This is a genomic window from Paenibacillus sp. SJS-P3 (assembly GCF_056711585.1).
Genome location: NZ_CM160043.1, coordinates 2,913,654 through 2,938,869 on the forward strand (window position 1 = coordinate 2,913,654; position 25,216 = coordinate 2,938,869).

A 25,216-nucleotide genomic window follows, 5' to 3' on the forward strand; every position below is an offset into this window, starting at 1 on the left:
CCCTTCCGCATTCATCGTCCTGACTCTGCATCTGCGGCTGATTGAATCCTTGCCGCCAGCGCCTCCGGCGTCAGCTCCGAATCCGGCCGCAGCAGCTCCTGAATCCCGGCATACATCGCCTCGGTGACAGCGGCGGGCAGCCGGACATCGAACACCGGCGTCAGGCGCACCTGCCGCATCAACGACAGATAATCCCTGAACAGAGGCGTCGACGCGCCCTCATTGTAATCGGTCGGATACGAGCTGGACAAGTCGCCGCTTTCGGCGGCCCGATTGGCCTGCTCCGAGCCGGTGAGCAGCTTCACAAGCTCCAAGGCGGCCTCAAGGCGTTCCCCGCTCAAGCCTGCCTTGAGGGCGATGCCCCAGCCGGAACCGCCGGATACCGTCAGGCCGCCGCCTTCTTGCCCATCCTGTGCGGCGGCTGGCGCAGGGAGCAGCGCCAGCTTGGTATGCGCGGCTACAAGCGGAGGCGCATCCGCGGCGAACGACGATACGGCCCAGCCTCCCTCCAGCACGACCGCCGCTTTGCCCTGATAGTACAGCTCCCGCTGCTGCACGTTGTCGAGCGTTCCCCGATCGGCGTTCAGCAGCCCTTTGTCGGCCAGGCTGCGCACGGCGCGAAGCGCCTCCACGAACGGGGCGTCCGTATACTTGGCCGTTCCGGCGACGGCATCGTTCATCCACGCTTCCCCGACATAACGTTCCGCCAGCGTGCTGAACAGGCACGAGCCGCCTACCCAGGCATCCCTATTGCCGAACGAGATCGGCGTATAGCCAAGCTTCTTGATCTTCTCCAGCGCCTGGAGAAGCTCCTCCCAGCTGCCCGGAAACCGTTCGTAGCCCGCTTCGCGGAACATGGCGCTGTTGTAGAATACGAGCGAGGTCGCCGTAATCTGCATCGGGAAGGCTGCCCGCCTGCCGCCGAAAGTGAAATCGTCGAATGCCTCGGGCCTGAATCCGCCTCCCCAGGAAGGATCGGCCGCCAGAACGCCGTCCACCGGTTGGATCAAGCCGTTGCCGAGCAGCATCCGGGCATCCGAGCCGAGCACCATGAAGACGTCGGGCAGCGCGTTGCCTGCTGCGAGCGTCTTGATCTTCAGCTTCAAGGCGTTGTTGTCCAGCACATCCTCCGCCAGCTCCAAGCCGGGATGCTCCCTCCGGAACTGGTCCACCAGCTCGCGATGGACGACATCGACGGCGGCGGTAGAGGTGGGCAGCCAGGAATCCGTGAGCGTGATCCGCATCGGTTCTCCAGTCCCCGCTGCAGGCGCTGCTGCCGGCTTTGGCTCCGGATCGCTCCTGCAGCCGGCAGCGGCCGCGATCAGAACCGCAAGCAGCAGCGCCGCCGAAATCCGCTTGATCATGAACGATTCTCCCCCTGCCTCCCGCCGGCTATCGATTGCGGTAGTCCCGTGGGGACATTCCCGCATGTTTCTTGAACATCAGCGAGAAGTACTTATAGTCCAGGTAGCCGACCTTGCAGGCGATATCCGCCGTCCTCAGGCGGCTGCCCCGCAGCAGCCGCTGGGCTTCCTCCATCCGATGCCTCGTCAGCCACTTGATGAAGGTCGTTCCCGTCTCTTCCTTGAACACCTTGCTCAGATGAGCCGCCGTCACTCCCGCATGGTCGGCCGCTTCCGCTAGTCCGATCGGCTTGTCGCCGTTCTCGGCGGCGAAACGGATGACTTCCTTGACGAGGCGGCTAGCGGCGCTAGGCTTGCGGACAGCCTCCTCCGCGCATGCCCGTCCATCCGCCTCTTCAGCATGCGCAGCCGGCTCATCCTCCGGAAGCCGGCTATCGGGATTCGCGCTCATGTACACGACGGCACCTTCCCTGGCCGGAACAGCCTTCTGGCGAAGGGCAGCCAGCGCTTCAGCAAAGCCTCGTCCCGCATCCTCGAGACCGGGGACCGGAAGAGAGACGCCGACACCAATGGAAACGCCCAGGCAAGCATGGACATTTTCCGCGACCCGTTCCAAAGCTTCCAAAGGGAGCTTCCCGCTCGGCACAGGGATGATCCCTGCCAGCCTGCCGGGGCGGATCGCCGTTATGCAGACCGGGTTCCCGGGGGCGGCGGCGAGCGTTTCCTCGGCGATGTTCAGCAAGGCATATCCGTATGCATCCAGCTCCGAGGGCGTGAGACGCTCCTGCAGCTGCCGGTAGCCGTCCACTTCGGCCGCGAATGCGGCATAGGGAGGAGCTCCCAGCTCCATGCCCAGCAGCCGCGCCTGCTCGAGAAGCTCCTTCCGGCCGATCCTGCCTTCCAGCATCCCCGCGACCAGCCTCGACTTGAGCAGAGGAGCGCTCGCCCGGAACAGCTGTCCTCTCAGCTGCTCTCCTTGCCGCCGGAGCCTGCGCTCCTTCTCCTCGTCGCGAAGTCCAGACACAGTCTCCACCAGACTGTCGGCCAGCACCGGCTTGAGCAGGTAATGCCGGATGCCGAGCGCCATCGCCTCCTTGGCGCAGCCGAAGTCTTCATAGCCGCTCAGCAGCACCATTTCCACGTCGGGATACTGCTGCTTGACCGTGCGCGCCAGCTCGATGCCCGACATGACCGGCATCCGGATATCCGAGAGGATGAGATCGACCGGCTCTTCCCGCAGCTTCTCCAAAGCTTCCGCCCCGTTGCGTGCTTCGGATGCGATCTCGACGCCGTAACGCTGCCAATCGATGGACATCCGTATTCCTTTGCGCACCATCTTCTCATCGTCAACCAGCATGACCTTGAACATGGACAGCCTCCCCCTCTGTGCATGGCTGGCGCACGGTAACGACCGTGCCTTCGCCCGGAATGCTCCTGAATTCGAGACCGTAGCCCGGGCCGTAGTTCAGCCGGATCCGATCCCGTATATTCGGCAAGCCAAGGCCCCCCTCCTTCCGGCTTCCCTGGCCGGCCTCGCCTGCTTCCAGCCGGGTCCGGATCTCCCGCTCATCCGCTCCGGCGCCGTCGTCGGCGACCTCGTAGAGAAGATCGCCTCCCTGGCGGTAGATCCGCAGCCGGATCCCGCCTTCCCCGCCGCCCGCCTCGATGCCGTGGCGAACCGCATTTTCCACGATCGGCTGCAGCACGATCTTCGTCACCTTGCAGGAAAGGACGGATGGATCGATCTCTTCCAGAAATCGGATTCCCCCGTCATGCCGCTTCTGCTGGATCGCCATGTAATGGCGGATATGCTCGACTTCCTTCTCGACTGTCGTGAAGCGGCTTCCGCTGTTCAGGCCGATCCGGAACAGCTGGGACAGGGAATTGATCATCAGCGAAGTCTCGAAGGCGCGCTCCATCCGGCACATCCAATAGATCATATCCAGCGTATTGTAGAGAAAATGGGGATTGATCTGCTCCTCGAGCGCCTTCAGCTCGGCATCCTTCTGCTTCATCCGCGACACATGGACCTCGTTGATCAATTCATCCAGCTTGCGCGACATCCGGTTGAAGCCATGCGACAGCAGCGCGATCTCGTCGCTGCCCTTCACCTCCATCTGCCCGCCGAAGTTCTCTCGCTCCACATGGCGCATGAGCTCCCGGATCTTCTTCAGCGGCTTCAGCACCTTGGAGGCGAAGATGAGGATGAAGGCCAGGCAGACGGCCAAGCTGGCCAGCATGGAGGCATAAGCGAAACGCCGGATCACCGCTGCAGGCTCGGCTATTTGCCGCAGCGGCGTCAGCTCCACGATATGCCAATCCGGGCGGCTCATCCGGTAGTAGACCGCCAGGTAGCTCGCTCCGTCCAGCTCTGCGGCGTACTGGCCCTCGCCCGCGGAGCCGAGCCCGCCGGCAGGCAGCGGCGGAGGCTCGCCGCCTCCGTCCGGACCGGTCTTCTCCGAGGTAAGCACGATCCGATTGCCGTCCAGCAAGTAGAAGGGACTCTCTCCCGGCATGCTGCTTCGATACAGCTCCAGGATGCTGCTTTGCGGAATATTGATTTTAAGGACGCCCAGCGAGCGGCCGACATTGTTGATATCCCGGATGTCCCGGATCATGGTGATGACCTTGATCTCCTTGTTCTGGACGTAGACGCTGTCGGGGTACCAGCTGTCGCCTCCTTTCAGCTCCTTGGCCCGCAGCAGGCGGTCGGGAGGGATGGCATTGAGCGCGCCTCGCGTGTCGATGCCCTTCTCGCCGAGATCCTGCAAATAAATCGAGAACAGATAAGGCTTGTTGAAGGCTTGCTCGTTGCAGATGGACAGGATGCGCGAGAGCTGCTTTTGCTTGGCGTCGGGATCATTGGAGGACAGATAGGCGGACACATCCCGATTCTGAATGAGATTGAGGGAGATGGTATTGACGTCGTTCATCATCATGTCGAGATGGCTGGATACGGCACGCGCGCTTTCCAGCTTCAGTTGGGCGACTTGGCTCTGAATGAGCTTCGTCGATTCAAATGTCGAGAAACCGCTTACAATTACAAGCGGAATAACCGCCACCGCCACGGTGAACAGCAGAACTTTGGATCTGAGGCTGAAAAACCGTCTGCTTCCCATCGTCTCACCGCCCGAAGCTGGAATGGATGGCAGAGCGAGCTTGATCTTGGCTGTGCTCTTATCATACGCCATCGCCCTCCGGTCGCCAAGCGAACAAGTGATTGCTTCGGCTGCGGCTGCTCGGGCGGCCGTTCGTCGGATGCACGGCAAGCCGGCATGACAAAAAAAGCCGGTCCGGACGGGATCCGGAGCCGGCTGGACTCGCTAGTCCATGCTTTCTTCCTCTGCTGGCGGGGCCGGCCATGGAGCCGGCTTGGCCGCGGCGCCGGCTGCTTGCGCGGCAAGCACGGCAAGCTCCACCTTGCCGAGCGCGATGCGGTAGTCGGCCGTCATCTCGAATGGATGCGGCAGCGGAAAGCCGCGGAAATAAGGCAGGACGGAAGCGGTGCCAGCAAACCAGTCCCCCGGCTCCGGGCCATCGACGGGTCGGTCCGACCACGCCGCTTGGAGCGGCGGGCTGTAGAGGGGCTCCGCTCCGTGACGCAGCCGTCCGCCGGAGAGGCGTTCCCGGTAGGCGGCGGTCGGCGGGGAACGGCGTACAGCTGCGTACATCGCAGGGGCATAGTCGCTGCGCGACCCTGTATGACGGTTTTTTTTGGCGAACTCAAGGACGCCCTTCGATACCCCCGGCACTCCGAACAGCAGCGCGTACAGCCGCTTGCCGAACTCGATCCGCTCCTTGAGATCGGAGAAGTCCTCGAGGATAAGCCCTGCGAGCAGCGGTTCTCCGTTCTCATCCCGGCCGTATGGAAACACGACCTGGTTCAGCTGCAGCACCGACTGCATGCCGAAGTAGAACGTGCCGAGCACCTTGCGCCGATAGTAGCCGTTCTCGACGACCCGGCTCTCGATGAAGTTCTGCTCGTTGACGATCAGCCCGATCGTCAGCGGCACCGCATCGCCCGTGCGGAGGAACTGCTGCCAGACAGGCCGCATGAAGGCCGACACTCCGAGCGCCGGCAGCAGATGCAGCAGGCTGCGCCCGCTTCGCCTGCTTTCCTCGTATAGAAGCAGCTGTGCATAAGCGTCATGGAAAATAAGCGCGTTGGCTCTCTCCAGCATCCCGAAGCATGCCCTCCGCTTGGCGGTGTCGAGCAGCCGGGGCAGCCATTCGCCTTGCAGATCGGTCATGTTCCAGCCGCCGTTGCGGCTCACCATATGGGCCAGCAGCGCCCAGTGAACCTCCGGGCGCCGCAGATAGAACTGGCGGTAGGCTTCCGTCCGGGTCAAGTTGTTGCGGTTCATACGCGCGGTCTCGGCGCGGATGCCCTGCACGAGGACGGCGTCGCCGGCAGGACCGCCAGCTTGAGGCGGCGTTCCCGGCGCGGCCGCGGCTTCGATCGCCCATGCCGGATCGGGCGACGGCAAGCCGGCTTGCTTGCCGAAGACGGCTTGAGGATGCGCCAACCAGACCGGGGCAGGGAAGGAGGCTTTCTTGGCGGCAGCCCGCTCCAGCTTCTGCCAGGCGGCGCGCAGCTCCGCGACGGACGGAGCGGTCAGCGTCAGCGGAGCCGCCCGCTCCGCCAGCTCGCGGGAAGCCCGGCGGCTGCGCCGCTTGGCGGCCGCATAGGCTGCGGCCGCCAGAGGCAGCGCCGCCGGCAGCAGGAGCAGCCTCAACAGCGGATGCTTCCGGGGGGCAGGAGCGTTTTTGACGTCAGGCGCGGCTTCGATGCCGCCATCCGCGCCCCCTCCATCCGCCGCTTCCCGGATATCGGCCGCATCGTCCCGCTTTCCGGGCCGATGCCGTTGTCCGTTCTCGTTTCCGGCCTTGCTTTCCTTCATATGCCCGTCTTCCTCCCGCACCGAATCAGTCTGTTCCCAGTATAGTCTGAAAGCTTCCCGCTTAATCCTCCGGACAACCGTTCATCGGCGACAGGGCGGAGACGGGCGGCTGAAGCTTGAAGCCCAGCCCAGCGCGGCGACCTGCGCCATATTGGAGGCGCACATGACCGGCAGCCTGCTGCCGGCTGACCAGCTGATCGGCGATTTGCCGAAAGTCAGCAGACATACTATGCTTATGGAAGTTGGAGGGCTGCGAACATCCTGCTTTCAAAGCCATTCCTTTCTTGAGGAGGGACAACCATGTGCGGACGTTATACGCTGACCGTCACGCTGGAAGAGCTCATGCTCCGTTTTTTGATCGGGGAAACGACGATCCCGCAGCTGGAACCTCGCTACAACGTCGCTCCGGGCCAGATGGTCATGGCCGTCGTCAGCGACGGCAAGCACAATCGGCTGGGCGAGCTGAAGTGGGGACTGGTGCCGCCATGGGCCGACGATCCGAAGATCGGCAGCCGCATGCTCAACGCCAGAGCCGAAACGGCCGCTGCCAAACCGGCGTTCCGGGATGCGCTTCGCCGCAAGCGCTGCCTCATTCCTGCCGACGGCTTCTACGAGTGGCAGCGCACGGAATCAGGCAAGCAGCCGATGCGCATTACGCTTCGCAGCCGGGAGCCCTTTGCCATGGCCGGTCTCTATGAGACGTGGGTGTCGCCGGCTGGCGACCGCTTGTCCACCTGTACGGTGCTGACGACATCCCCGAACGGGCTGATGGCCTCCATTCACGACCGGATGCCGGTCATCCTCCGGCGGGAGGACGAGCCTCTGTGGCTTGACCGCGGCATACAGGATGCGGCCCGCCTGTCGCCGCTGCTCGTCCCCTATCCGGAGGAAGAGATGGCCGCCTATCCGGTCGGCGCCGGCGTCGGCAGCGTCAAGAACGACACGCGGGACTGCATCGAGCCGCTGGTGGATTGACCTCGAAAAGCCTTTCGGACATCCGAAAGGCTTTTGGCTTTTTCGAGAGGCGTCCATGACAGCTCCCAAGGATATTCCAGGGCCGCGAGCTCCGCCAGCCATTTCTTCTGTTTCTGCCCGCCGCAGCCTCATGCCGGCTTGGCTGCCGCAAGCACGAATCGATGGCAAGTGACGTCCATCCAGCCCCGCCTCTCGTTTTCATCATGGATCTCAGCCGAATCGGGTTTCCTCCCTGCCGGTCATGCTTCCACCCATCGCTTGAAGATCATCACGATTCCCGTCGAAGCTCCCTCGTAACGGCTCGTATCGAAGGATGAGGCCAGCTCCCACCCTTCGGCTCCAAGCAGGTTCAGCCGTTCGTCAAGATCTTCAATGTTGATTTTCGTGCCCGTCCAGCCCCCGAATTGATGCTTGAGCGTTCTATATTCCCAGCGTCCCATTTCCATCATCCTTTCGATCGTTATCCTTTCCATGCTGCGCCAGTTGCTTCCTCATACGAACGGCCGCGATCGGCGTTCCAGCCGGCCCCTCCATCTTGCGGATGTCCCAAGGCACCCACCCTGCGCCGGCATAAAACAACAGAGCCCTTCCATTCGGGCCGTGGCAGGTCAGATGCAGCTCCCGCACCCGCTCCGCGGCTGCCGCTTCCATCGCTTCCAGGAGCGCTGCCGCGGCTCCCTGGCCGCGGTAATCCGGACTGACGATGACATTGCCTAGCCATAGCTTGCCTTCCGACTCGTACAGATTCGCATAAGCGGCGGGCGTCCCGTCCACGGCTTCGGTCAGCAGCGTCGGACAGATGCGTTCAGCCGCCGCAGCCTCCAGCTCGTCGGCACGCAATGGATATCCGCCCCTTGGGAACATATAAAACGCCTCGCTGCGGCTGGCCGGCCATGCGGAGACAACGGAGAAGTCCCCGCTATGCGCCTTCCTCGGGACATAACGGCGGAGCGTGCAATCGAAACGCTCTACTCCAGGATACTTCTCTCCCAAGCTGCGGATATCGAAGCCGAGCTTCCGATAAAATCCGACTGCATCGGCGTCGGTCTCAGCCCGCAAAACGCCATTCCTCGCCGCCTGCAGACAGCGGGAAACGAGCCGCCTGCCCGTCCCGCCGCCCCTCAGCTCCGGACTCACCGCAAGATGCAGCAGCATGGCGTCGCTATGGGATGGGGCCCGATAACCGGCAATGCCGATCAGCCTGCCGCCCGCGCCGAGGCCGGCCAAGTGAAGCTCCCCGTCCTCGCGGTACTGCTGCAGGACACGATGCGGCTTCTCCGCGTCGCCTCCTGCATACATGCATTGGGCCAGGAGCCGGGCGGGCTCTTCCGTGTCCCGCAGCGCCAGTGGATCCATCCATTCATGCAGAGATCCGCTCACGGCATCTTCTCCTCTCTATGCATCAGAGCTTATTGGATCAGGGTCAATTTCTCTTCACATCGGTGCTCAAGGTTCGGGGCCAGCCTCCGTCTGGAGATGCCACAACGCTCATGAACTCCATGTTCCCTTCTCGTTCCCATTCTCTTCTATTCGGCTTGGAGCCGCTTCTTCCTTCGGGACAAGACGGATAAAGCCATTTTTGGTATGCTGTAGAAAAGATTCAACGGAGAAAGGTGGCCTGGACAACGATGTCGAATCCGATTGAACTGCGCGGCGCCATGCCTGCGGATGCCTCGTCCTTGGCGGAATTGCTGCTGGAGCTGACCGGGACGGATACCGATCCGGCGGCTCTGGCCGAGCGGCTGGACAACATGGCCGGCAACGACGGCATCCGTGTTGCCGTTGCCTCCGACGGAGAGCGGCTCGTCGGCACGGCGATGGGCATACTCTGCCCGGATCTCGTCGGCGGCCTCCGCCCCTATTTGCTGATCGAGAACGTCGTTGTATCGGCTCATTGCCGGGGCCGCGGCGTCGGAAAAAAGCTGATGGCGGATCTAGAAAGCTTCGCGAACGCGCACCAATGCACGTATATGATTCTCGTGTCCGGCGCCCACCGCAGCGAAGCGCATGCCTTCTATGAATCGGTCGGATTCACCCGCGAAGCCGGCTTCAAGAAGAAGCTGCGTCCGCTTGCCTGATACAGGCTTGCCGCAGAAACGGCCTTGACCGCCGACCTTTGTGCAGGCAGAAAAGGCCGAAGCAAAGGCAGAAGCCCGCCTCCTCCGGCGGGCTTCTGTTCGTTGTTGAGCGATCCGCCAGCTGAGTCCAGCTCCGCTATCAAGCCGGAATGCCTGCCGCTTGTCGCCTATCTTTGCCTGTGCATGCGGCAGTTGCCGCTCGAATGTCTGCCTTTTCTTTTCAGCATGTGAAAAAATCGGTTAAGCCTTCACCGCGTTCAGCCAAGCCTCGGCGATCAGCGCGTTGCCCGCCGGAGACGGATGGACGCCGTCCGGAGCCCAGTAGGCAGGTCCTGTCGTTGCCGCCGCTTGGGCGAACAGGCCGTCGAGCGGAACATAAAGAGCCTTGTATTCTCCTGCAAGCTCGCGCACGGCCTGGATTTTAGGATCCAAATCCTCGCGCCATGCCTTCTGTCCCTCATTCACCGGCAGCACGAACGGCTCCACGAGAATGAGCTTCGGTGCGCTCTTCTCCAGCGCTCGTTCCAGAATGGAACGATACGTGTCCCGGTACGCTTCCGCGCTCAGCGGCATGCCGCTGTCGAAGCGTCTCCAGGTATCGTTGATGCCGATATAGACCGACAGCCAGGACGGACGCAGCTCCAAGCAGTCCTCCTCCCACCGGCTGGCCAGGTCGACGACGCGATCTCCCCCGATGCCTCTGTTGAGGAACTTCACGTCCTTAAGCGGGTGCTTTCTTCCGAACTGAGCGGCTGCCATCAGAGCGTAGCCGGAACCGAGGCTGTCTCCCTGGCTGCGGTCGCGCCCGGCGTCGGTAATGCTGTCGCCCTGAAACAATACGACGGCTCCATCTTCAATATAAGTCATGCATGTACACCTCCATCGCCCATTATACACCTTGACGCGTTAAATGGAGACGCATTCATACGTTGAAAATCATGCGGATAATCAGATCAAAAAGGCGGCCCCGGAACCGAAGCCGCCCCTCTCTCCATCCAACTGCGAATGCCGCCCCCAGCCGTAGAGCGGCGCAGGCTCAGCCCTGCGCAAGCCCGAGCACATGAACAAGGCCGAAACCGATCGCCGTCAGCAGCACCGAGCCGGCAAGCCCTGCCGCGAAAGCCTTTGGTCCTAGCCGCCTGAACATCTTGACGTCTACGCCCAGTCCGAGTCCCGCCATCGCCATGGCGATCAGCAGGTAAGCCGCCGTGACAAGCGCGGAAGCTGCTTCCTCCAGAACCAATCCTGTCGTATGGATGGCGCTGACGGCCAGAAATCCGAAAATAAACCAAGGTATCGTGACCGGAGTCTTTGTTTCGGCTCCGTTTCCGCTTTTGATGCGGCTTTTCCTGGCCGTCCACATGCCGAGCAGCAGCGCGACCGGGACCAGCATCGCCACGCGGCCAAGCTTGACGACGACGGCCATGTCGACCGCCTCGCGTCCGCCCGGCGCCGCCGCAGCCAGCACATGGGCAACCTCATGGAGCGTCGAGCCGGAGAAGATTCCGTATCCCGAAGCGCTCATTCCAAGCACCGGATAGAGCAGCGTGTAGATCAGCGTGAAGATGGTGCCGAGGATAGCGACGACGGCTGCAGCCGCAGCCGTCTCCTCCTCCTTGGCCTTGAGCTGCGGCGATATGGCCGCAACGGCCGCCGCGCCGCAGATCGCGGTTCCGCAGGCGGTGAGCAGTCCCAGATTCCGGCTCGTGCCCAGACGCGAGGCAATCCAGGCGACGAATGGAATCGTCACCGCGATGTGGATGACGTCGATGGCGAGCACACGGGGGCCGGCCGACACGATGTCGCCCAGATTCAGCCGCATGCCGAGCAGGACGATGCCCGCCCGCAGCAGCGTCTTCGAAGCGAACGAGATGCCCGCCCCTGCCGCCGCCGGCACTCCTCCCGCAAAATGCCGGTAGGCCATGCCAAGCACGATCGCCAGCACCAGCGGACCGAATACCTGGAATCCCGGCAGCTCGGCAATCATTTTCGCCGCAGCCGCCAGCATCGCCGTCAGGAACAGCCCGAGAGCGAACCCCTTGTTTCCGGGCAGCTGCTTGAATGCCGCCAGTACCTGTACCTGAACCTGTGTCAAACCCTTCACCTTCCGTCCTGTTGTTGACTTCACTATAGGACAGTTGGGGAGAGATGTTAAATTCAGATCCTCTATGCCTGTCATCAGGAATGCTTATGGGAGTTCGCGGGTCACAAAAAAGCGCAGAATGCCGGGTGTTCCGCCCGAAAATTCAACGCTTTTCCAGCTGCCGGCTGCCGGCGATAATCCGCACGGATATATCTATTTCCAACGCTCAAGCTGCATCCATGCATAGCTGAGCTGATTACATTCAAATGCTCAAGGTGCAGCCATGCCAAGTTGATTACATTCACATGTTAAAGATCCAGCCATGCAATCCAGTCGAGTGCTGAAGATCCAGCCATGCAAAATTGATCCCTTTCGAGTGCTGAAGGTTCATCCATGTAAAGTCGATCCCTTTCGAGTGATGAAGATTCATCCATGTAAAGTCGATCCCTTTCGAGTGCTGAAGATTCATCCCTGTAAAGTCGAAGTCGATCCCTTTCGATTGCTCGGCAGCACGGATGAGTATGCTCGGAATCATGGATAGGAATGCTTTCCTCCATGCACGCTAGAAGGATTCAGACGCTCCGTCCTGCTCAGCGAAACATCCCCCACAGCTTGATGAGGTGGAATGTATTGTTCGGATCGATCTTTTGGCTCAGTACGAACTGCACCAGCTGCTCCTCCTGGGTATCCGTCAGCTTTTCCTGCAGGATGCCGGCTCCGTTGCGGACCAGCTTTTTCACTTTGGCGCGGTCGGCCAGATCGTGCTTCGTAACTCCGTTCACAAGCAGCTTGATGCGATCCTTCACCGCCGGATTTTTCAGCTTCAGCTTGACGCGTTCCACGAATTCGGGCCGTATTCCGTACTTTTCGTAGCTCATGCAGCCAGGCACCTCCATCGATTTGGTCGGGCAACACCCCAAAACCACCGATGTTATCCTATGCCGGGCCCATCCGAGAGTTTCCTGAGAAAGGCGAATTAAGCGCACGGGACGCAAAAACGCCCCGCAGCCGGCAAGCAGCTGCGGGGCAGGAGCCAGATATTACGCGCAAGGCCCGACACGGTTGTCGATTTTCCGGCTTATAGCTGATCGCCATGAAAAATCGGAACCTTGGCAACTACCGTCCCAAGGACGGAGACGCCAAGGCTCAGTCGAGCTGGGCTCCCTGGAAGATCGGATCCTTGGCAAGCATCGCCCGCATGTCGGCATAAGCCGGCGCAGTCCAGAAATCAGGCTCGGCGGCGATGTCCGCCGCATCGTCCCGGGCAGCCTCCAGCACGGCGAAGTCAGCGGCCATATCGGCCAGCTTGAAGTCCGGCAGGCCGCTCTGCTTCGTGCCGAAGAAATCGCCGGGACCTCTCAGCTCCAGGTCGCGCCGCGCCACCTCGAAGCCGTCGTCGGTCTCCTGCATGACGGTCATCCGCTCGCGTCCGGTTTCGTTCTTCGGATCCGCGACGAGCACGCAGTAAGAGGCATGGGCGCCGCGCCCTACCCGGCCGCGCAGCTGATGCAGCTGCGAGAGGCCGAAGCGCTCAGCATCCATGATGATCATAAGCGTCGCGTTGGGAACGTCGACGCCGACCTCCACGACCGTCGTCGCGACGAGCACCTGCAGCTCGTTCTCGCCGAACGCCCGCATGACCTCGTCCTTCTCGGCCGTCGTCATCCTGCCATGCAGCAAGCCGACCTTCAGATCCGGGAAAGCCTGCTGCAGCTGCACGAACTGATCGATCGCATTCTGCACGTCCAGCTTCTCGGATTCCTCGATGAGCGGACAGATGACATATGCCTGTCGTCCTTCCGCCGTCTCCCGGCGGATGAACCCGAACACCCGGTCCATCATGACATGCTTGACCCAATAGGTTTTGATCGGGATGCGGCCCTTCGGGCGTTCCTTGATCGTGGACACGTCCATGTCTCCGAACGCGGTAATGGCGAGCGTGCGCGGAATCGGTGTCGCCGTCATCGTCAGCACGTCCGGACTCGGTCCCTTGCGCCTGAGCACGCTGCGCTGATTGACTCCGAACCGATGCTGCTCATCCGTGACGACAAGGCCAAGCGAGCGGAAGACGACGTCGTCCTGGATCAGCGCATGCGTCCCGATCAGCACGTCGATGAGCCCCATCTGCAGCCCGGCGAGCAGATCGCGGCGCTTGCGCTCCCCTACGCTGCCGGTAAGCAGCGCGGTCTGGACGCCGGCCGACTCGTACAGCCTCGTCAGAGACCTCATATGCTGCTCCGCCAATATTTCCGTCGGCACCATGAGCGCTCCCTGATGCCCGGCCTTGACGGCCGCGAGCAGAGCTATGGCGGCGACGACCGTCTTGCCCGCGCCGACATCGCCCTGCAGCAGGCGATTCATCGCATGGGGCTGGCGCATGTCGGCAAGAATCTCATTGACGACCTTCTTCTGGGCATCCGTCAGCTCGAACGGCAGCGAAGCCGCGAACTGGCGGATGACCTCCGGATCGACCCGGTGGACGATGCCGTCCGCGCGGCGGCGGTTCAGCATCCGGTATGCCTGCAGCTTGAGCTGGAAAAAGAACAGCTCCTCGTAGACGAGCCTTCTGCGCGCGCCTTGCCCGTCCTGTGGATGCTCGGGATGATGGATATGCAGCACCGCTTCGGACCTCGGCATCAGCTTGTACTTCGCCACGAGCCTCTCCGGGAGGTTCTCCTCCAGCAGGCTGCCGTATTGAGCCAGCGCTTGTCCGATCGTCTTGCGCATCCAAGCCTGCGTAATCCCGCCTCCGACCGAATAGACCGGCTGCAGCGTGCCTGTTTTGGCGACTCCCTTGTCGGGAAACTCCGAGTCGGTCACCGTCAGCTGCATCCGCCGGGCATCCCATTTGCCCGTGAGCGTTATTTCCCGGCTCAGCGTCAGCTGATCCTTGAGGAACATCCGGTTGAACCAGACGGCCGTCACCAGCTGTCCGTCCACTTCGGCTTTGCAGGTGATGCGGGCTTTTCCTTTGCCGAAGCGGGCGACCATCGGCAGCCCCCGGATGATGCCCTGAACGGTGATCTTCTCGCCGTCCTTCACCTCTCCGAGGGAACGGAGACGATAATCCTCGTAACGGAATGGAAAATAGTTCAACAGATCGGCTGCGTTATAGATGCCAAAGGCGTGAAGCTCCTGCTCCTTCGGAGCGCTCACGCCTTTGATCTGCCTCAGCGGAATTTCTTCCAGCCGGGCAAGAGGATTATGGGTCATGCTCTCTGCATGAACACCGCTGCGGTACCTGGGCCTACATGGGCGCCGATGACAGGACCGAGCGTCGTGGTGGTCGTATGGCGGATCTGGAACGAAGCGTTGATCGCTTCATACAGATCGAGCGCGGAGCCTCTTTGGTATCCCCAGGCGAAGTGGACCGCCACAGGATCGTCGCCGAACTTTTCCTTCAGCAGGTCAACGATGCGTTGCACCGCTTTTTTGGTGCCGCGGACTTTGTCCACGGGCGTGATGGAGCCTTCGTCATCGATGGACAGGATCGGCTTGATATTGAGGATGGATCCGAAAAATGCCGAAGCTTTGCCGATCCGTCCGCCTTTTTGAAGGTATTCCAGCGTATCCACGAGGAAATAGAGCCCTGTCTCCTTGCGCATCCGGTACACTTCGTCCAGGATATCCTCCTTGGACGCTCCGGCCTCGGCCATCTCGGCAGCCTTCACGACCAGCATGCCGTTGCCGTAGGAAGCCGACTTGGAGTCCACCGCCGTAATGTCGGCCTCTCTCTCGATCAGCGATTGGGCAAGCAGGGCGGATTGGAAGGTGCCGCTGAACTGGGAGGACAGATGGATGGAGATGATCGGCGCATCGGGAGATTCATCCAGAATCCGCTCGTATACGGCCATGAATTCGGACGGGGAAGGCTGTGATGTCGTCGGCAGCCCGCTGAACTTCTCCAGCTTCTCGTAGAATTCATCGGCCTGGAGCGTTACGGAATCCAGGTAGGATTCGGTTCCAAAAAGCACCTGAAGCGGCACCATCTCGATGTTCAGCCGCTCCCGGACTTCGCGCGGAATATCCGCTGTACTGTCGGTTACTATCCGAACCTTCGTCGTCATTTACGTCAACCTCCACGGACTGCTGCTGTTCGTCTGGAGGACGATTCGATTCCAACCTTCCTCCAGCCGGGTGTCCCCGTTATTCCAGGGCAAACAAATAAGGGTAAAGCGGTTGTCCGCCTTCATGCACTTCAAGCTCGACATCCGGATGGGCATCGGCGATCCAGGCCGCCAGCTCCTCCGTGCCTTCTTCCGTGGAGTCTTCTCCCGTAAGGATGGTCAGCAGGTCGCCGCCATCCGCCAGGAGGCGTCCGACAAGTCCCTTGCAGGACTCCAGAAGAGACGGCTCCGAGACGACGATCGCCTTCTCGAAGATGCCGATGTAATCGCCCTCGCGGACTTCCACGCCGTCGATCTCGGTATTGCGGACGGCTTGCGTGACGCTTCCCGACCGCACAGCCTTGGCCGCGCCGGCCATCAGGGCGTTGTTGCGCTCCGGCGTCTCGTTCTCCTTGAATGCGAGCACCGCCGCGAGGCCTTGCGGCACCGTACGGGTCGGGATGACGCTTACGCTGCGGCCGGACAGCTCGGCTGCCTGCTCCGCGGCGAGAATGATGTTGCTGTTGTTCGGGAGCAGGTAGATATGCTCGGCCGGCAGCGCTTCGATCGCGTTGACGAAATCCTCGGTGCTCGGATTCATCGTCTGTCCCCCGGACAGCACGACATCGACGTTGTTGTCGAGGAAGATGCCGGAGATGCCCTCTCCGATCGCGACGGCGATAATGCCGTAAGGAGCCCATTCATGAACGGATTCCGGAGGCGTCTGCAGGGCGGAAGCCGATCCCGCCAGCACTTCCGCCACGGCGAGCGCCTCGTCCGAAGCCATGTCCAGACCGCGCATCGCTTCGTTGAAGGCATCCTCGCCGAGCAGCTCCCGGTGCTGCTCCCTCATGTTGAGGATATGGAAATCCGTCAGCTCGCCGTATGGAAGAGACAGATTCAGCACGTCGCCGGGGCGGCGGGAGTGGACGTGGACCTTGATGAGGTCGTCTTCGGCGATGACCAGAATCGAGTCGCCGTCATTCGCCAGCTGCTGCCGATAGCCTTCTTCGTCGAAGGCAGGAGCTCCGGGCAGCGCAAGCTTGGGCTTGATGAAGAATTCCATGTCGTAGAAGAATTCGATCTCGCTCGTCGAAAGCCGTGCCTGGGCTTTGGCTCCAGCGCGGCTTGCCGGCTGCAGGCTTGCAGGATAGACCGGCAAAGGGTCGGAGGAGCGGCCAGGCTCGCGGAAGACCTCGACCGGGGCGGCTTCCGAAAGCACCGGCAGCCGATTCTCGACAAAGTAGGCCAAAAAGCCTTCGTAGATGAGCACCAGGCCTTGGCCGCCGGAATCGACGACTCCGACCTGCTTCAGCACCGGAAGCATCTCCTGCGTACGCCGCAGCGTCTCTTCCGCCTGAGAGAGCACCTCCCTCATCAGGGATTCCATATCGTCCGTGCGGCGGGCTGCCGTCTGGGCATGGCGGGCCGTCTCCCTGGCGACCGTCAGGATCGTGCCTTCGACCGGCTTCACGACGGCCTTGTAGGCCATGTCGACTCCTTGCTGCAGGGCGGCGGCGAATTGCACCGGCCCTGCCTCGTCCAGGCCGGCCAGCGCTTTTGCGGATCCGCGGAAAAGCTGGGACAGAATGACCCCGGAATTGCCTCGGGCGCCCATCAGCAGGCCTTTGGACAAAGCCTCAGCCGTACGGCCCACCGAGTCCGAATTCTTATTCTGCAGCTCCCGGACTCCGGAAGCCATCGTCAAGTTCATATTCGTACCCGTATCGCCGTCGGGAACGGGGAATACATTCAAAGCGTTGACGCGTTCCGCGCCCCGCTGCAAATTCTCCGCACCGAGCAAAACCATACCGGCGAAGTCCGAACCGTTAATAAAGCGCTTTCCCAAACGAAATTTCCCCTTCCACTAACTGATGACCCGCACGCCCTGGACAAAAATATGGACATGGTCGACCCTCAGGCCGATCACTTCGTTCAGCACGTATTTGACTTTGGTCTGGATATTATGGGCGACCTCGGAAATCCGGGTGCCGTAACTTACGATGATATGCAGGTCGATATGAAATTCTTCGTTTTCGCGCCGCACTTCCACTCCGCGGGAAAGGTTGTCCCTCTTGAGCAGCTCGGCGATGCCGTCCTTGAGCTGCTTGCGCGAGGCCATGCCGACAAGCCCGTAGCATTCGAGCGCCGCAGATCCCGCAATGACGGCGATGACATCGTCAGTCACAAAAATTTTACCTAATTCGGTCGATAGCTGCATGGGCATGGCAGGTTACACACTCCTTCGTATCGGGCAGAACTTGGCAAGCTGCACGCCCTACTATTCCCTGGGAACAAGGACTGACATCCATTGTACTATATTTCAGCCCGTTTATGAAGCCTGAAACGCTCTTCCCTTCGTTTTTCTCGCAAATGCGCCTGCTCTTGCCTGTTGCGAGGCCGCGTCCCGCCTGCCAAACGATGGTTGATCAAGAGCCTATTGTATGTTAAGATATCCAAGTATGTTTTCATGCGGACTTTGTTGTTCGCATAGGGCGACCTGCAAGCTGTAAAGGAGGTGTATCGCATGTCTCGCAAATGTTTCGTAACCGGCAAAGCTCCGGGCACCGGAAACCACGTTTCCCACGCGAATAACCGCAACCGCCGTACTTGGGGCGTCAACGTCCAAAAAGTGCGCATTCTCGTCGACGGCAAGCCTAAACGCGTATGGGTCAGCACCCGCGCGCTGAAATCCGGCAAGGTAACCCGCGTGTAGTGAACACGCCTTTGCGTCCAAGAAGGGACATGCCTGTACCTTCTTTTCCGACGACAAAAAGCACCTGGGCTTATGCCCAGGTGCTTTTTTGCGGGCTTTTCAGTTCGGAAGGGCCGGCAGCTGCTCACGGAAGTCAGCTTTTTTGGAAGGTGTTCAAGATGGCCTTGACAAATCCGCCCAGAAACTTAGGCAGCTTGATCGTGTAGAATTTCATGCTTCATCCCTCCTCGGAATCGCTGGTCGTGTATTCACTGCCGGGCCGCGCTTCCGCCCGAATGAGGCCGCCGGGCCGCCTCCAGCCGCGGAACATTCGCCCCTTATCTCTTCATGCACAACAAAAAAAGGCTACAAGAACCTGAAGTTCATGTAACCATCCTATGCGGGAAGAATTTGTCCTATTCCGCCTCTGCCTCAGCTTGGGCGGCAGCCTACCTTACGGAGCGGTGCCGTGCTTGACGAAGACGTACATCGTGTACGCGATGACGGACAGGATGAAGAAGAGAATGGCTAAGAAGACGAAGCCGACTCGCCTCCATACCGTCTCGTGGGTCCGGAAAAAACGCAGCCCCAGCCATAAAGCCAAAAGGGAAAAAACGAACCGGATGACGCCGGGCACCATGACGAACAAAGTCATCAGCAGGCCGCAGGCGATGCCGTAGAGCATCGCAGCGGCAAATCCTCTCCATCTGCTCTCCGTCTCCATGGCGCCTACCGCAGCGAGGCTATCGCCGCCGCCAGATCCTCCGCCCCGTATACGTAGCTGCCGGCAACGAACACATCCGCGCCCGCTTCACGCACGAGCGGCGCTGTCGCGGCATTGATGCCTCCGTCCACCTGCACATGAACGCCGCTGCGGCCGCGGTCGTGGAGCATGCCGCGGAGCGTCCGCAGCTTGTCGAGCGAGTAAGGGATGAAGGATTGGCCGCCGAAGCCCGGATTCACTGTCATGATGAGCACGAGGTCGACATCGTCCAGAACCGGCTCCAGCAGTTGCACCGGAGTGCCGGGATTGATCGCCACGCCCGCAGGCAGCCCCAGCTCCTTGATCTGGTGGATGACCCGGTGCAGATGGGTGCAGGCTTCCAGATGCACGGTAATGCGGTCCGCTCCGGCTCTGGCGTAGTCTTCGATGTACTGCTGCGGCTGCTCGATCATGAGATGAACGTCGAACGGAAGCTTCGTCACATGGCGGACCGCCCCCATGATCGGAGGGCCGAAGGTCAGATTGGGGACGAAGTGGCCGTCCATGATGTCCACGTGGATCCAATCCGCTCCCGCCTTCTCGACGGCGGCGATCTCTTCCCCCAGCTTGGAAAAATCAGCGGATAAGATGGATGGCGCGATGATGGTCATGTTCAGTACCTCCGCTTCTTCTCTTTCATTTCTCCCAGGAACTGCACATAGCTGTCGTACCGGCTCTGAGCGACCGTTCCTTCCGCGAGCGCGGCCGTAACGGCGCAGCCCGGCTCATGGGTATGCGTGCAGCCGCGGAATTTGCAGTCCGGAGACAGCTCCCTCATTTCCTTGAAGCCGTAGGACAGATCCTCGATGCCGAGCTCCTGGAAGTCGAGCTGGCTGAATCCGGGCGTATCGGCGACATAGCCGTCTCCCGGCTCCGCGCCTGCCTCGACCAGCTCCACGTGGCGCGTCGTATGCTTGCCGCGGCCCAGCTTGGAGCTGATCTCGTTCGTCTCCAGCTTCAGCTCCGGAACGAGCGCGTTGAGCAGGGATGACTTGCCGACGCCCGACTGTCCCGCGAACAAGGCCAGCCGGCCCTTGAGCACGGCGCGGATCTCCTCCAGCCCGCTGCCTTGCCTGGAGCTTGTGCCGATGACCCGATAGCCGATCGCCCGGTAGACCCTCTCCACCGTATCGATCGCTTCGCTTGCTTCCTCCGCGTCCGGGCCATCCTCGGACAAGTCCTGCTTGCTCAGGCATAACACCGCTTCGAGGCCCGAATGCTCGATATGGACAAGGAATTTGTCCAGCAGGGTCAAGCTGAGCGATGGCTCGGATACGGAAAACACAAGCACCGCCAGATCGGCGTTAGCCACAGGCGGCCGGACGAGCTCCGTGCTGCGCGGAAGAATCTCCTCTACCGTGCCTTCCCCCGTCACGCTCGCGCTGTAGACGACGCGGTCGCCGACAAGCGGGGACTCTCCCCGCTTCTTGAAGATTCCGCGCGCCCTGCATTGCAGCGGCTTGCCGCTGGCGCCGTCCGGAATGACGTAATAGAATCCGCTAAGCGCCTTGACGATCAGGCCTTGGCCCGTTGTGCCGGAGTAATCAGTCATTTCCGTCATGGTCGCCCGTCCTTGTCTTTGTCTTTGTCTTTGTCTTTATCTTTGTCTTTGCCTTGCTTGCCGTCCTGATCCATCGAAGCGTTCTCTCCATCCGGAGGCGCGACAGCTCCAAGATCCGGCGTCGGGGTCGCTTCAGGCGTTGGCGACGGGGTCGGATCCGTTCCCGGCACGGCCATCGGCCCCGAGTCCCTGCCTGCCTTCTCGTCCTCGTAGGAGCGCGAGAACGTATCGGCCAGCTGGCCGTCGCGGTAGATCTTCACGAGAGCTTCCGTATTGGGAGCGAGCACGACTTTGACGTCGAAGCTTCTGGTCTCCTTGATGCTGGTCTTCCGCATTTCGATGTCGTTGCCCGTCGCGTCGCTGTAGACGATCCGGATCTCGCTTGACTTGCCCGCCCGCGAAGGAGAGATGAGCAGGTTGAACGTATAGTCCAAAGCATCCTTAGGGAAGCCTCCGCTGACCGTCAGCGAAATCTGGGTGCCCTTGGAGACTTGCGAGCCGGGGCCGTAAGGATCCTGCGACAGTACGATTCCTTCCTTCTCGTAGCTGTCTTGCTTCAGAATGTTCTCGTCGCGGACTTCAAGTCCGGCATCGCGAATCATCTTCTTGGCATCGTCGACCGACTTGCCGACCAGATCCGGCATCGGCACCGTTTCCTGGCCCTTGCTGACGGTGAGCGTCACCGTCGCCGTTGTCGGGTCCAGTTCGGTATCGGGCGGCGGATTCTGGCTGATGACCGTTCCCGGCTCCGCCGATGCGTCGAACACTTCGGTCTGCTTGATCTGTCCGGAATCCAGGCCGAGATCCTGCAGGGCCGCGACGACGTCCTGGACTTTCTGGCCGACATAGCTGCCCAGCTTCTTCAGCTCCGGTCCGTCGCTGACCGACAGCTGGACACGCGAGCCCTTTTTCACCCGCATGTTGGACTTGGACTGGGCAAAGACCTGGTCCTTCGGAATATCCGCCTTGAAGGCGCGGATGGAAGGCTCGGCGATCATAAGCCCCCTGTCCTCCAGCATCGTGCGGGCCTGCTGCTCGGTCTGTCCGACCACATAAGGCACCTCGACCTCCGCTACGTCAAGGGATCCCGATACGACGCGGAAAACGCCATATACGGCTCCGATGACAGCGAGCGTGATCAGGATGATGACGAGAGGCTTGACCCAGCCTCTGCGGCGGGGAAGCTCCTCCTCCTCTTCTTCCTCCTCGGCGGACGCCATGCGCACGGTGTCCTTCGCCGCGGCTCCCGGCCCGCTGGCCGGATATTCGAATGAAAGCTTGCCTTCATTCGCAAGCATGCCGGGACGTATCGCCGGCATGACCCTGGTTTCGTCCATGTCGCCGGCCGCAAACGTAATCTTGGGCTCCCGGATTCTTTCCGGCCTCAAGGACGTCTCCAGATCCTCCAGCATCTCGCCTGCCGTCCGGTACCGTTCGGAAGGATTTTTGCGCGTCGCCTTGATGATGATGTTCTCCACGCTTTGCGGAATGAGCGGATTGACCGACTTCGGATCCTCAAGCGGCTCCTGCAGATGCTTGAGCGCGACGCTGATCGGGCTTTCGCCGAGGAAAGGAAGCCTGCCCGTCACCATCTGATAGAGGACGATGCCGAGCGAATAGATATCCGACTTTTCTCCCGTGCTGACGCCTTTGGCATGCTCCGGCGAGAAATAATGCACGGAGCCGATCACCGAGCCCGTCTGGGTGATCGTCGAGGACGTCACCGCGCGGGCGATGCCGAAATCCGTCACCTTGACCCGGCCGTTGCGGCCGATCAGAATATTGTGCGGCTTGATGTCGCGGTGGATGATATGGTTCTGATGCGCGTGGTCCAGAGCGTCTGCGATCTGCGAGGATATCCGCACCGCCTCGTCCGCCTGGAGCGGCGCCCGCTCCTGAATGATTTCATTGAGATTATGGCCTTCTACATATTCCATGACGATGTAATGGACTTCTTCTTCCTGCCCTACATCATAGATGCTGACGACGTTGGGATGGGACAGGGCGGCGGCGGATTGCGCCTCGCGGCGGAACCGCCGGATGAACTCCTCGTCATGGACATACTGGGAACGAAGCACTTTCACCGCGACGTTGCGGCTGAGCAGCACGTCGTGGGCTTTGTATACGAGCGCCATGCCTCCCCCGCCTATGCGGGACAGGATTTCATAGCGTCCACCTAATTCTCTGCCGATCATGCGCTTACGCTCACTCCTCTCCGTCCGTGCCGGAGCCGGATTGCAGCAGCACTACCGTAATATTGTCGTCCCCGCCTGCTGCCAGCGCCTGCTGGATCAGAGACTCGGCCTTTTCCTCCAGGGAGGATCCTTCGGCGGATACTGTCATGCGGATGTCCTCGTCGCCGACCATTCCGCTCAGGCCGTCGCTGCACAGCAGCAGAATATCGCCTGCCGCCCAAGGCAGCGCCTGAAGCTCCAGCTCCGTCTCGGAATCCGTGCCCAGCGCGCGCGTCAGCACGTTGCGGCGGGGATGATGCGCCGCCTCCTCGCAGCTGATCTGCCCGGAGCGGACAAGCTCGTTGACAAGCGTGTGATCCTCGGTCAGCAGCGTGATGCCGCCTTCCGAGATGCGGTATGCCCTGCTGTCTCCGATATGGCCGACGATCAGCCGCTGCTCCTCGACAAACAGGGCAGCGACGACCGTCGTGCCCATGTTGTGGTACTGTTCGTTGCGCGAAGCCATGTCGAATACGACCTCATTGGCTTTGCGGATCGCTCGGCGCAGAAGCTCATGGGCTTCTTCCTCCGTCATGCCGGCGGCCGCGGATTCCACTTCCTCGCGGAAGGCGTCGACGGCAAGCTGGCTCGCCACGTCTCCGGCCTGATGGCCGCCCATGCCGTCGGCCACGATGGCGACGGTCAGGCCTCCGTCCGTCACGCCCGCCCAGGAGCGGTCTTCGTTGGCCATCCGGATCCGGCCGATATCACTGCGGTTCACTCTTATCAATCCCGTCACCTCACTGCGTAAGTTCCATATGCTTGGCGCGAAGCTGGCCGCAGGCTGCCGCGATGTCGTGGCCCTGCTCGCGGCGGATCGTCGCGTTGATGCCGTTCTTCTCCAGAATTCTCTGGAATTCGAAAATATCCTCCCGCGGCGTGCGCACATACTTGCGCTCCGGCACATGGTTGACCGGAATCAGGTTGACGTGGCAGAGCATGCCTTTGAGCACCTCGGCAAGCTCCTGCGCATGCTCCGGCCGGTCGTTGGTGCCCCCGATCAGGGCATACTCGAATGTGATCCTGCGGCCCGTCTTGGCGATATAGTTGCGGCAGGCGTCGATGACCTCCTGGAACGGATAGCGGCGGTTGACCGGCATCAGCTTGGAGCGCAGCTCATCGTTCGGCGCATGGATCGAGATCGCCAGATTGATCTGCGTGTTCTCGTCCGTGAACTTGTACATGCTCGGCACAATGCCGCTCGTGGATACCGTAATGTGGCGCTGTCCGATGTTGAGCCCCTTCTCGTGGATCATCGTGCGCAGGAAGCCCATCGTCGCCTCATAGTTCTCGAACGGCTCGCCGGAGCCCATGATGACGATGCTGGAGACGCGCTCTCCGCTCGGGTCAAGCATCTGCTGAGCCTTGACGACCTGCGCGATGATCTCGCCGGCGGTCAGATTGCGCTTGAGGCCGCCCAGCGTGGAGGCGCAGAACGTGCAGCCGATGCGGCAGCCGACCTGGGTCGTCACGCAGACGCTGTTGCCGTAGTTGTGGCGCATGATGACCGTCTCGATGGCATGATTGTCATGGAGGCCGAACAGGAATTTGACCGTCCCGTCCTTCGATTCAAAACGGGTGATCTCGGTCAGCGTGACGAACTGGAACGATTCCGCCAGCTTGTCCCGGAGCTCCTTGGGCAGGTTGGTCATCTCCTCGAACGAGGCGACGCGCTTCACGTACAGCCAGTCGAACAGCTGGCCCGCGCGGAAGGCAGGCTGGCCCTGCTCCTTCATCCATCCCTGGAGCTGATCAAGAGAATAATCATATATAAAAGGCGTTTCCACAATGTAGGGCTGATCAAATGCTTTCATTTCGTTGCTTCACTCATTTCATTATCATTCAATCCGTCATCCGGCTGCCGGTATCCGTTGCCGCAGGACGCTAGTCGCTCTAGTTTACCACAAACGTCCCTCGCAAGACCACAGCCTGCCGGCGCGCGGCTGTCAAGGATCGATTGCAACGACTAGCGGACTTCCCGCATACTCGGTCCCGACGATCGGCTCCTCCGTGCGGGCGAAACCGCTCAAGCCGGTGAAGTCAAGATCCATCCGGGATAAGGCTACGTCCGCCGTCACACGGCTTCCTTTGGCGAATACGAGCCTATGCATCCCTTCGTCGCACATCGTGCACGTATCGGGAAGCATCCGCAGGAGCACGTAGCCCGGATAAGTCCTGGCGTCCGTCCATTCAGCCCCGGCGATCGCCTCCATCTGTTCCCAGTTCAAATAAGGAGGAATGACGGCCATCCGATCCCAGTCGAACTCCGTCAGTTCCGACAGCTTGACCTGCTTTCCTTGTCCGACCGTCTCCAGCAGCCGCGTCCGGAAGGCTTCTGCGCCGCTTCCGGCAACCCGATGCGCATAGTAGCCGTTCATATCCGCCAGCAGCGCCAGGACCAATACGGCCGCCGCAATCGACGCCGCCTGCCGCAGCCGTTTTCTCCGCCTGTTCAT

The 25,216-nt window shown here is 61.2% G+C and carries 25 protein-coding genes; 3 read left to right on the plus strand and 22 right to left on the minus strand.

Annotation, left to right across the window (positions count from 1 at the left end):
• Positions 1–11: 11 nt before the first annotated feature.
• The 4 genes from AC06G8_RS13450 to AC06G8_RS13465 form a co-directional block, all read right to left on the minus strand.
• Positions 12–1,364, minus strand: coding sequence for an extracellular solute-binding protein (locus tag AC06G8_RS13450; RefSeq protein ID WP_480283068.1), 1,353 nt, complete (start codon positions 1,362–1,364; stop codon positions 12–14).
• 28 nt (positions 1,365–1,392) lie between these two features.
• On the minus strand, positions 1,393–2,733 hold the full coding sequence (locus tag AC06G8_RS13455) for a response regulator (protein ID WP_480283069.1): 1,341 nt from the start codon (positions 2,731–2,733) through the stop codon (positions 1,393–1,395).
• Complete coding sequence (locus tag AC06G8_RS13460; RefSeq protein WP_447661270.1) at positions 2,711–4,555, minus strand: sensor histidine kinase; 1,845 nt, start codon at positions 4,553–4,555, stop codon at positions 2,711–2,713. The genes AC06G8_RS13455 and AC06G8_RS13460 overlap by 23 nt, the downstream gene beginning before the upstream one ends.
• A gap of 132 nt (positions 4,556–4,687) precedes the next feature.
• Positions 4,688–6,265, minus strand: coding sequence for a DUF2515 family protein (locus AC06G8_RS13465; RefSeq protein WP_480283070.1), 1,578 nt, complete (start codon positions 6,263–6,265; stop codon positions 4,688–4,690).
• Between the two features lie 300 nt (positions 6,266–6,565).
• Between AC06G8_RS13465 and AC06G8_RS13470 the strand changes: the two genes are divergently transcribed.
• On the plus strand, positions 6,566–7,240 hold the full coding sequence (locus AC06G8_RS13470) for an SOS response-associated peptidase (protein ID WP_480283071.1): 675 nt from the start codon (positions 6,566–6,568) through the stop codon (positions 7,238–7,240).
• A 239-nt stretch (positions 7,241–7,479) separates the two neighbouring features.
• Here the strand turns inward: AC06G8_RS13470 and AC06G8_RS13475 are convergent, their stop codons facing one another.
• Positions 7,480–7,680 (minus strand): DUF4177 domain-containing protein, encoded by a 201-nt coding sequence (locus AC06G8_RS13475; RefSeq protein WP_447661273.1) that lies wholly within the window; start codon positions 7,678–7,680, stop codon positions 7,480–7,482.
• Positions 7,661–8,620 carry a GNAT family N-acetyltransferase gene (locus AC06G8_RS13480; RefSeq protein ID WP_480283072.1) on the minus strand — a complete coding sequence of 320 codons (960 nt, stop codon included), beginning with the start codon at positions 8,618–8,620 and terminating at the stop codon, positions 7,661–7,663. The genes AC06G8_RS13475 and AC06G8_RS13480 overlap by 20 nt, the downstream gene beginning before the upstream one ends.
• 248 nt (positions 8,621–8,868) lie before the next feature.
• Between AC06G8_RS13480 and AC06G8_RS13485 the strand changes: the two genes are divergently transcribed.
• Positions 8,869–9,318 carry a GNAT family N-acetyltransferase gene (locus tag AC06G8_RS13485; RefSeq protein WP_480283073.1) on the plus strand — a complete coding sequence of 150 codons (450 nt, stop codon included), beginning with the start codon at positions 8,869–8,871 and terminating at the stop codon, positions 9,316–9,318.
• Between the two features lie 240 nt (positions 9,319–9,558).
• Here AC06G8_RS13485 and AC06G8_RS13490 read toward each other — a convergent pair whose 3' ends face one another.
• From AC06G8_RS13490 to AC06G8_RS13525, 8 genes are all read right to left on the minus strand, one after another.
• Positions 9,559–10,185, minus strand: coding sequence for an SGNH/GDSL hydrolase family protein (locus AC06G8_RS13490; protein WP_480283074.1), 627 nt, complete (start codon positions 10,183–10,185; stop codon positions 9,559–9,561).
• Positions 10,186–10,354: 169 nt separating this feature from the next.
• The gene (locus AC06G8_RS13495; RefSeq protein WP_480285438.1) at positions 10,355–11,389 is read right to left on the minus strand and encodes a YeiH family protein; all 1,035 of its coding nucleotides are present in this window, start codon (positions 11,387–11,389) and stop codon (positions 10,355–10,357) included.
• 313 nt (positions 11,390–11,702) lie between these two features.
• The gene (locus AC06G8_RS13500; protein ID WP_480283075.1) at positions 11,703–11,936 is read right to left on the minus strand and encodes a hypothetical protein; all 234 of its coding nucleotides are present in this window, start codon (positions 11,934–11,936) and stop codon (positions 11,703–11,705) included.
• A gap of 55 nt (positions 11,937–11,991) precedes the next feature.
• On the minus strand, positions 11,992–12,279 hold the full coding sequence (locus AC06G8_RS13505; protein ID WP_480283076.1) for a stage VI sporulation protein F: 288 nt from the start codon (positions 12,277–12,279) through the stop codon (positions 11,992–11,994).
• Positions 12,280–12,547: 268 nt separating this feature from the next.
• The gene (gene recG / locus AC06G8_RS13510; RefSeq protein ID WP_480283077.1) at positions 12,548–14,614 is read right to left on the minus strand and encodes an ATP-dependent DNA helicase RecG; all 2,067 of its coding nucleotides are present in this window, start codon (positions 14,612–14,614) and stop codon (positions 12,548–12,550) included.
• Positions 14,611–15,468, minus strand: a complete 858-nt coding sequence (locus tag AC06G8_RS13515; RefSeq protein WP_447661279.1) for a DegV family protein — start codon at positions 15,466–15,468, stop codon at positions 14,611–14,613. Before AC06G8_RS13515 ends, recG begins: the two co-directional genes overlap by 4 nt.
• Before the next feature lie 79 nt (positions 15,469–15,547).
• A complete protein-coding gene (locus AC06G8_RS13520; RefSeq protein ID WP_480283078.1) occupies positions 15,548–17,356 on the minus strand; it encodes a DAK2 domain-containing protein in 1,809 nt (602 codons plus the stop codon).
• Between the two features lie 18 nt (positions 17,357–17,374).
• Positions 17,375–17,734 (minus strand): Asp23/Gls24 family envelope stress response protein, encoded by a 360-nt coding sequence (locus AC06G8_RS13525; protein ID WP_049867603.1) that lies wholly within the window; start codon positions 17,732–17,734, stop codon positions 17,375–17,377.
• Between the two features lie 300 nt (positions 17,735–18,034).
• On the opposite strand from AC06G8_RS13525, the gene rpmB reads away from it, so the two are divergent.
• A complete protein-coding gene (gene rpmB / locus AC06G8_RS13530) occupies positions 18,035–18,223 on the plus strand; it encodes a 50S ribosomal protein L28 (protein WP_048748286.1) in 189 nt (62 codons plus the stop codon).
• 133 nt (positions 18,224–18,356) lie between these two features.
• On the opposite strand, the gene spoVM is transcribed toward rpmB, so the two are convergent.
• The 8 genes from spoVM to AC06G8_RS13570 form a co-directional block, all read right to left on the minus strand.
• Positions 18,357–18,437, minus strand: a complete 81-nt coding sequence (gene spoVM, locus AC06G8_RS13535) for a stage V sporulation protein SpoVM (protein ID WP_040711006.1) — start codon at positions 18,435–18,437, stop codon at positions 18,357–18,359.
• Positions 18,438–18,656: 219 nt separating this feature from the next.
• The gene (locus AC06G8_RS13540) at positions 18,657–18,926 is read right to left on the minus strand and encodes a hypothetical protein (protein WP_480283079.1); all 270 of its coding nucleotides are present in this window, start codon (positions 18,924–18,926) and stop codon (positions 18,657–18,659) included.
• 5 nt (positions 18,927–18,931) lie between these two features.
• A complete protein-coding gene (rpe, locus tag AC06G8_RS13545) occupies positions 18,932–19,576 on the minus strand; it encodes a ribulose-phosphate 3-epimerase (protein ID WP_447661282.1) in 645 nt (214 codons plus the stop codon).
• Positions 19,577–19,578: 2 nt separating this feature from the next.
• Positions 19,579–20,526 carry a ribosome small subunit-dependent GTPase A gene (rsgA, locus tag AC06G8_RS13550; RefSeq protein WP_480283080.1) on the minus strand — a complete coding sequence of 316 codons (948 nt, stop codon included), beginning with the start codon at positions 20,524–20,526 and terminating at the stop codon, positions 19,579–19,581.
• Positions 20,523–22,721, minus strand: a complete 2,199-nt coding sequence (gene pknB, locus AC06G8_RS13555) for a Stk1 family PASTA domain-containing Ser/Thr kinase (protein WP_480283081.1) — start codon at positions 22,719–22,721, stop codon at positions 20,523–20,525. Before pknB ends, rsgA begins: the two co-directional genes overlap by 4 nt.
• A 10-nt stretch (positions 22,722–22,731) precedes the next feature.
• Positions 22,732–23,481, minus strand: a complete 750-nt coding sequence (locus AC06G8_RS13560; protein ID WP_447661285.1) for a Stp1/IreP family PP2C-type Ser/Thr phosphatase — start codon at positions 23,479–23,481, stop codon at positions 22,732–22,734.
• A gap of 19 nt (positions 23,482–23,500) precedes the next feature.
• Complete coding sequence (gene rlmN, locus AC06G8_RS13565; RefSeq protein WP_480283082.1) at positions 23,501–24,574, minus strand: dual-specificity RNA methyltransferase RlmN; 1,074 nt, start codon at positions 24,572–24,574, stop codon at positions 23,501–23,503.
• A 132-nt stretch (positions 24,575–24,706) separates the two neighbouring features.
• Entirely contained in the window at positions 24,707–25,216 is a 510-nt protein-coding gene (locus tag AC06G8_RS13570; RefSeq protein WP_480283083.1) for a hypothetical protein, read from the minus strand.

What these genes read in the sequence shown, in the direction of transcription:
- AC06G8_RS13500 (WP_480283075.1), bottom strand. Translation starts at nt 11,936, where the DNA reads ATGATTCCGAGCATACTCATCCGTGCTGCCGAGCAATCGAAAGGGATC.
- pknB (WP_480283081.1), bottom strand. Translation starts at nt 22,721, where the DNA reads ATGATCGGCAGAGAATTAGGTGGACGCTATGAAATCCTGTCCCGCATA.
- spoVM (WP_040711006.1), bottom strand. Translation starts at nt 18,437, where the DNA reads ATGAAATTCTACACGATCAAGCTGCCTAAGTTTCTGGGCGGATTTGTC.
- rsgA (WP_480283080.1), bottom strand. Translation starts at nt 20,526, where the DNA reads ATGACGGAAATGACTGATTACTCCGGCACAACGGGCCAAGGCCTGATC.
- AC06G8_RS13525 (WP_049867603.1), bottom strand. Translation starts at nt 17,734, where the DNA reads ATGCCCATGCAGCTATCGACCGAATTAGGTAAAATTTTTGTGACTGAC.
- AC06G8_RS13450 (WP_480283068.1), bottom strand. Translation starts at nt 1,364, where the DNA reads ATGATCAAGCGGATTTCGGCGGCGCTGCTGCTTGCGGTTCTGATCGCG.
- AC06G8_RS13540 (WP_480283079.1), bottom strand. Translation starts at nt 18,926, where the DNA reads ATGGAGACGGAGAGCAGATGGAGAGGATTTGCCGCTGCGATGCTCTAC.
- AC06G8_RS13490 (WP_480283074.1), bottom strand. Translation starts at nt 10,185, where the DNA reads ATGACTTATATTGAAGATGGAGCCGTCGTATTGTTTCAGGGCGACAGC.
- AC06G8_RS13485 (WP_480283073.1), top strand. Translation starts at nt 8,869, where the DNA reads ATGTCGAATCCGATTGAACTGCGCGGCGCCATGCCTGCGGATGCCTCG.
- rpe (WP_447661282.1), bottom strand. Translation starts at nt 19,576, where the DNA reads ATGACCATCATCGCGCCATCCATCTTATCCGCTGATTTTTCCAAGCTG.
- rpmB (WP_048748286.1), top strand. Translation starts at nt 18,035, where the DNA reads ATGTCTCGCAAATGTTTCGTAACCGGCAAAGCTCCGGGCACCGGAAAC.
- AC06G8_RS13455 (WP_480283069.1), bottom strand. Translation starts at nt 2,733, where the DNA reads ATGTTCAAGGTCATGCTGGTTGACGATGAGAAGATGGTGCGCAAAGGA.
- AC06G8_RS13465 (WP_480283070.1), bottom strand. Translation starts at nt 6,265, where the DNA reads ATGAAGGAAAGCAAGGCCGGAAACGAGAACGGACAACGGCATCGGCCC.
- AC06G8_RS13460 (WP_447661270.1), bottom strand. Translation starts at nt 4,555, where the DNA reads ATGGCGTATGATAAGAGCACAGCCAAGATCAAGCTCGCTCTGCCATCC.
- AC06G8_RS13470 (WP_480283071.1), top strand. Translation starts at nt 6,566, where the DNA reads ATGTGCGGACGTTATACGCTGACCGTCACGCTGGAAGAGCTCATGCTC.
- AC06G8_RS13515 (WP_447661279.1), bottom strand. Translation starts at nt 15,468, where the DNA reads ATGACGACGAAGGTTCGGATAGTAACCGACAGTACAGCGGATATTCCG.
- AC06G8_RS13475 (WP_447661273.1), bottom strand. Translation starts at nt 7,680, where the DNA reads ATGGGACGCTGGGAATATAGAACGCTCAAGCATCAATTCGGGGGCTGG.
- AC06G8_RS13570 (WP_480283083.1), bottom strand. Translation starts at nt 25,216, where the DNA reads ATGAACAGGCGGAGAAAACGGCTGCGGCAGGCGGCGTCGATTGCGGCG.
- AC06G8_RS13505 (WP_480283076.1), bottom strand. Translation starts at nt 12,279, where the DNA reads ATGAGCTACGAAAAGTACGGAATACGGCCCGAATTCGTGGAACGCGTC.
- rlmN (WP_480283082.1), bottom strand. Translation starts at nt 24,574, where the DNA reads ATGAAAGCATTTGATCAGCCCTACATTGTGGAAACGCCTTTTATATAT.
- recG (WP_480283077.1), bottom strand. Translation starts at nt 14,614, where the DNA reads ATGACCCATAATCCTCTTGCCCGGCTGGAAGAAATTCCGCTGAGGCAG.